Origin of the sequence: Streptomyces odonnellii, assembly GCF_000981895.1 — a bacterium.
GTDB lineage: Bacteria > Actinomycetota > Actinomycetes > Streptomycetales > Streptomycetaceae > Streptomyces > Streptomyces odonnellii.
The window spans coordinates 1-3,772 of the sequence record NZ_LATD01000352.1 but is presented as its reverse complement, the minus strand read 5'-3'; the positions used below and the strand labels follow the sequence as shown (position 1 = coordinate 3,772).

General features: G+C 73.5%; 3 protein-coding genes and 1 pseudogene. 3 read left to right on the top strand and 1 reads right to left on the bottom strand.

The annotated features are described in order from the left end of the window. Positions 1-1,325 (top strand): annotated as a pseudogene (locus WH07_RS29000) (AfsR/SARP family transcriptional regulator); the annotation flags it as partial. Here WH07_RS29000 and WH07_RS28995 read toward each other — a convergent pair. Continuing rightward, complete coding sequence (locus WH07_RS28995) at positions 1,307-1,735, bottom strand: hypothetical protein (protein WP_106409704.1); 429 nt, start codon at positions 1,733-1,735, stop codon at positions 1,307-1,309. The pseudogene WH07_RS29000 and the gene WH07_RS28995 overlap by 19 nt on opposite strands. A 294-nt stretch (positions 1,736-2,029) precedes the next feature. Here WH07_RS28995 and WH07_RS28990 point away from each other — a divergent pair, with 294 nt between their 5' ends. Together WH07_RS28990 and WH07_RS38205 are read left to right on the top strand one after the other, a co-directional pair. Continuing rightward, positions 2,030-2,905: a hypothetical protein gene (locus WH07_RS28990; protein WP_046506273.1), complete on the top strand. Its 876-nt coding sequence runs from the start codon at positions 2,030-2,032 to the stop codon at positions 2,903-2,905. 116 nt (positions 2,906-3,021) lie between these two features. Beyond that, positions 3,022-3,579 carry a DUF7144 family membrane protein gene (locus WH07_RS38205; RefSeq protein ID WP_063775845.1) on the top strand — a complete coding sequence of 186 codons (558 nt, stop codon included), beginning with the start codon at positions 3,022-3,024 and terminating at the stop codon, positions 3,577-3,579. Positions 3,580-3,772 lie beyond the last annotated feature (193 nt).

Sequence of the window (3,772 nt, the reverse complement as noted above, 5' to 3'; positions counted from 1 at the left end):
CCCCCACCGAAGCCGACGCACTCACCGAAGCCGGCGCACTCGAAGCCGCCGCCCTCGCCGAAACCGACGCGCTCGAAGCCGACGCACACAAAGCCGGCCCCCTCGCCGAAACCGGCGCACTCGCCCAAGCCGGCACCCCCACCCAAGCCGGCGCACTCGCCGAGGCGCGCGCCCTCCGTACCGCCTTCGCGCTCCTCTCCGGCGAGCCCGCGAGCCTGCCCGCGTCGCGTCTCCCCGCCCGGGACTCGTACGACGCCGTCGTCTCCCCCGCCCGTCGCGCCCGCGCCCAGTGGCTGCTCGCGTACGGCCTGTTCAACGCCGGTGATCTCGCTGCCGCCGAGGAGCTGACCGCCCGCGCGCTCGCCGGCTTCCGCGCCATCGGGGACCGCTGGGGCATCGCCGCCTCGCTCGGCCGGCGCGCCCAGCACGCCGTGATCCGCGGCGATCTGGCCGCGCTGCGCCGCGACGGCGAGCACAGTGCCGCGCTCTTCCGGGAACTGGGCGACCGCTGGGGCCAGTTGCAGTCCGTCGCACCGCTCGCCTCGCTCGCCGAGTTCAACGGGGAGTACGAGCGGGCCGCCCGGATCCACCACGAAGGTCTGCGGATCGCCGAGGAGCTGGGCCTCGGCGCCGAGATCGCCGCCCGGCTCTCCGGCCTCGGCCGGCTGGCCCTGCTCACCGGCGGCCCGGACCGCGCCCGGGACCTGCACGAACGCGCCCGTCGGCGCGCCGCCGAGCAGGGGTACCGGTTCGGTGAGATCCACGCCGAACTCGGCCTCGCCCTGGGCGCGCGCCGCTCCGGCGACCTGGCCACGGCGGAGCGGTATCTGCTCCGTATCCGCGACTGGTACGCGGAGGTGTCGAGCGAGGCCGGCAATTCGCTCGTCCTCGCCGAGCTGGGCTTCGTCGCCGAGCAGCGCGGCGACCCCGCGCGGGCGCGCGCCCTGCACCTCGACGGTCTCGCCGTCGCCCGCGCCGTCGGCGACCCGCGCGCGGTGGCGCTCGCCGTGGAGGGGCTGGCGGGTGCGGAGTCGCTGGCGGGCCGTCCCGCCCGCGCCGCCCTGCTGCTGGGCGCGGCGAGCGCGGCCCGGCGCGACGCGGGCGCCCCGCTGCCGCCCGCCGAGCGCGGCGACGTGGACCGGATCGCGGCGGCGGTACGGGATGCCCGGGGCGTACGGGCGTACGACGAGGCTTTCGTACGAGGGGAGAGGCTGGGCATGGAGGCGGCCCTGGCGGAGTGGCCGGAGCAGCCGTCGGCTCCCGGCGCCCCGCACGGCGGCGGCCCGCACGGCGGCGGCCCCGCGCCTCAGGGCGCGTGCGTGTAGAAGGCGTAGAAGGTCACGATGACCGTGCCCACGGCGAACGACAGACCGATCCCCGAAGACAGCAGCACGCTGTGGTCGGTCAGGCTGTACATGAAGCCCATGGAACCGCCGACCAGCACGCCCCAGGCCGCGGCCCGCAGCTCCGGCATCAGGCGGTGCTGCCACCGGAGGAGCGCGAAGAGGAGCAGCGCGAAGAGCGCCCCGGAGATCAGGGCGAGGGCGAGCTGCCCGAAGCTGGCCGGTCCGCCGCCGCGCGCGATGTACGAGGCGTACACGCCGTAGAGGATGCCCAGCAGAAGGGGTACCGCCACGATGTGCGGGGGGATGTGATGCCGTTCCAGCAGTTCCAGCAGCCCCTGTGGGGAGAGGGGGTGCCGGGCCGGTTGCCGCGTCGGCGCCTGGGTGGCCATGGCAGCGCGCTCCTTTCCTCGCCCGTGCGAGCCCTTGAGCCCTTGCCGTGTCTTTCCAGCGCACACCCGCCCGTCGTACGCGGCAACCCCGCAGCTCAGTCCGGCGGCTCACCTCGGCAGCTCGGTCCGGCCGCTCACTCCGGCGCGCACCCCGCGTACACCACCGCGCGCACCCACATACTCACGCACGCACTCACCTGTACTCACCACCGCGCTCACTCCGGCGCCACCCGCGCTCACCGGGTCGGCGGCGCACCGCTCGCGCATGCCGCGCGCCCCACGTTCCCTTGAGGGGTGCGGAGCTATCTCTCCACGGCGCTGATCGTCCTGCTCACGGTGCTCACCCCGCTGAGCGCGATCGCGGCCTGGGCCGATCTGGAGATCGGCGACACGGGCCGCTTCGTCTCGACGATCGCGCCGCTCGCCTCCGACCCGGCCGTACAGGGAGCCGTAGCGGACCGGGTGACCGACCAGGTCATGACGCAGATCGATGTGGGCCCGCTCCAGTCGGGGGCGCGCGAACTGCTGCACGAGGCCGTGCTGTCCTTCGCCACCACCGAGGCCTTCAAGAACGCCTGGGCGACGGCGGCCCGCGCCGCGCACACCACCGCGCAACAGGTCCTGGCCAGTGGTGGCGGTGATGCCGTCACCATCGATCTGGCGCCGGTCACCCAGCAGGTGAAACGGCAGTTGATGGCCGACCGGGTGCCGTACGCGGACCGGATTCCCGTACGGCACAGCGAGATCACCGTGCTGAAGGCCGACGGGCTCGGGGTCTGGCGGGATGTTGCGCGGGGCCTCAAGGCCGCAGGCGTACGGCCCGCCTTCGCGACGGGCGTGCTGGCGGTGGCGGCGCTGCTGATCGCGGTACGGCGGCGGCGCGCGCTGATCGAGACCGGCCTGGCGTTCGCGGCGGGCGCGGTGGCGCTGGCGGTCGCCGTGGCGGTGGCGCGCGCGACCAGTCTGGGGAATCTGCCCGACAACGGGGACCGCTCGGCCGCCGCCGCCATCTATGACGCGCTGACCGCTTCGCTCCTTACGACTGCCTGGTGGGTCCTGGGCGCCGGGCTCGGTCTGGCCGCGGTCGCCTGGCTGACGGGGCGGCACCGGCACGCTCCCTGCCCCGCGCCACGCCCCTCACCGGACTTTACTGAATCTTTATACCGATAACCCTCGGCCAGATGTCCCTTTTGCACCATTTGGCGCACGATGGGGTTATGAGCCAGAACACGACACAGAGGCCCCCCACCACGGGCATGGGCACAGGCGCAGGCACTGGAATGGGCATGGGCACCACCCCCGGCACCGGATACGGAGCGGGCACCGGAGCCCATACGGAGAGAAAGGCCGCCTGGGCCGGCGGAGGCAGTTTCTTCGCCGGCGTGCTCATGGTGATCATGGGGGCGACAGCCATACTTCAGGGCGTAGCGGCCATCAGAAAGGACCGGATCCTCAACCGCGTCACCGGCTACGCCTACGACTTCAACCTCAGCTCCTGGGGGTGGCTGCATGTGGCCCTCGGGATCCTGGTCGCCCTGGTGGGCCTGGCGATTCTGATGCGCATCCGGCCGGCGCGGTACGCCGGTATCGCGGTCGCCGCGCTGCTCCTCGTCTCGCAGTTCATGTACCTGCCGTACCAGCCCGTCTGGGCGGTGATCGGTATCGCGCTGGCCGCGTGGGTCATCTGGGCACTGGCCACGGACCGCGGCGGATTCTGGTCCGGAGCGGGGTCGGGCGCAAGAGGCGGCGGAGCCGGGGCGGGAGCCGAGACCGGTCCGGGCGTGGGCTCGGGTGCGGGACCGGGCGCGGGAGCGGCCGGCGGAACCGGCGGTAACAGGTTCTGACGGCGGCACAGCCCCCAAGGCACACAGCCTCCAAGGCACCAGAACCGAACCCATCGACCAACGTACGTACGCGCATACGGGAACAGTGGCCATGACCGCTGTCCCCGTATACGCGTACGTACGTACGCACACCCGCACTCCACCGCGAACCGGACCGCCCCGGCCGCCCCCGGCCGACCGCCGCCCCCACACC